Annotated in this window: 1 protein-coding gene; it reads right to left on the bottom strand. The window is 69.9% G+C overall.

The window, feature by feature from the left end; genetic code table 11:
• Window positions 1–1,534: type I polyketide synthase (locus tag E1266_RS37220; protein ID WP_132055270.1), on the bottom strand; the 1,534-nt coding region annotated here is incomplete at both ends.

Genomic DNA, 1,534 nt, shown 5'->3' with positions numbered 1-1,534 from the left:
GACATGATGGCGACGCCGCCGGCGAGGGCGAGGTCGGTTTCGTGGTTGTGGAGGGATTGGCAGGCGAGGTGGAGTGCGACGAGGGAGGAGGAGCAGGCGGTGTCGATGGTGAGGGCGGGTCCTTGGAGGCCGAGGGTGTAGGCGAGGCGTCCGGAGGCGATGCTGGGGGCGCTGCCGTTTCCGAGGTGTCCTTCGTAGGGGGTGGGGATGGTGGTGAGGCGGGCGGCGTAGTCGGCGTACATGACGCCGGTGAAGATGCCGGTGCGGGTGTTGTGGAGGGTGGTGGGGTCGATGTGGGCGTTTTCGATGGTTTCCCAGGCGGTTTCGAGGAGGAGTCGTTGTTGGGGGTCGGTGGCTTGGGCTTCGCGGGGGCTCATGCCGAAGAAGTCGGCGTCGAAGTGGTCGGCGTCGTGGAGGAAGCCGCCGTGGCGGGTGTAGGTGGTGCCGGGGTGGTCGGGGTCGGGGTGGTAGAGGTCGGTGAGGGGCCAGCCGCGGTTGGTGGGGAATTCGCCGATGGCGTCGTGTTCTTGGGTGACCAGGTCCCATAGTTGCTGTGGGGTGGTGACGCCGCCGGGGTAGCGGCAGCCCATCCCCACGATCGCAATCGGCTCGTCCGTGGCCGTCGCCCTCACGCTCACGGATGTGCTCGTGAGCGTCTCGAGGAGCGTTCCTCTTAGCTCCAGGGCGAGCGCCCGCGGTGTGGGGTGGTCGAAGACGAGGGTTGCGGGCAGGCGGTGCCCGGTGGCGGCGGCGAGACGGTTGCGCAGTTCGATGGCGGTGAGGGAGTCGAACCCGAGCTCGTTGAACTGCCGGTCCGCGCCGATCCCGTCGGGGCCGGTGTGGCCGAGAACGGCGGCGATGCTGCTCCGGACCAGGTCGAGAAGGTGCTCCTGCTGCTGATCGGGGGTCAGCGTGCCCAGGTGATCGGCCAGGCTCGCGCTACTGCCGGCGCTGGGACGGTGAGCACCGCCGACGAGTGACCTCAGGAGCGGTGGCGGCGGGACGCTGATACCGCGCGCGCTGATCGGGACGGCGATCAGGTGAGGCCGGGGTGTGGCGAGGGCCGCGTCGAGGAGTTCGAGGCCCTGCTCGTCGGTGATGGGGCTCATGCCGACGCGCAAGATCCGGTTGCGGTCGGTGTCGGTGAGGTGCCCGGTCATGCCGGTGTCCTGCTGCCAGTAGCCCCATCCGATGGACTGGGCGGGCAGCCCTTCGGCGTGCCGGTGAGCGGCCAGGGTGTCCAGGAAGTGGTTGGCGGCGGCATAGGCGGCCTGGCCGGGCGAACCGAGGGTGGACGCGGCGGAGGAGAACAGGACGAAGGCGCTCAGGGGGAGGTGGCGGGTGTGGTGGTGCAGGTTCCAGGCGGCGTCGACCTTGGGGGCGAAGACCTTGTCGATCTGCTCGGGGGTCAGTGAGGTGGCGATGGCGTCGTCGATGACGCCGGCCGCGTGGATGACCGCGGTGAGGGGGTGGTCTTCGGGGATGTTCGCGAGGAGCCGGGTGAGCTGCTCGCCGTCGGCGGCGTCGCACGCGG

This window comes from Actinomadura sp. 7K534 (assembly GCF_004348575.1).
Lineage (GTDB): Bacteria > Actinomycetota > Actinomycetes > Streptosporangiales > Streptosporangiaceae > Spirillospora > Spirillospora livida.
This window is presented reverse-complemented; position numbering and strand designations above follow the sequence as displayed.